This is a genomic window from Kitasatospora nipponensis (assembly GCF_039528135.1).
Taxonomy (GTDB): Bacteria; Actinomycetota; Actinomycetes; order Streptomycetales; family Streptomycetaceae; genus Kitasatospora; species Kitasatospora nipponensis.
In genome coordinates this window covers 56,829-57,145 of the sequence record NZ_BAAALF010000001.1, presented here as the reverse complement: position 1 = coordinate 57,145, position 317 = coordinate 56,829, and positions in this window count along the sequence as shown.

Genomic DNA, 317 nt, shown 5'->3' with positions numbered 1-317 from the left:
CCCCGCGGGCGCGCGGCAGCCGGGCGCCCCGGCCAGCCACTCTCCCCCCACCCCCGCCTCCGCCGCCACCAGCCCGGCCGGCCCGGTGGCGCCACCGGTGCCAGGGGCGTGCCGCAGCGGCGGCAGAAGGCGCGACCGACCGGGTTCGGGGTCGCGCAGGCCGTGCAGAGCACGTCGTCGGGGCTCGCGACGTGGTCGTCCACGGCGACGGCCCGGGCGGCGGGGCGGGCCGTCGGCAGCCCCGGCTGGACCGGCGGCACCGGCCGGAGTGGCTGGACCGGCTGAAGTGGCTCGACCGGCTGCTCCGGCGGCACCAG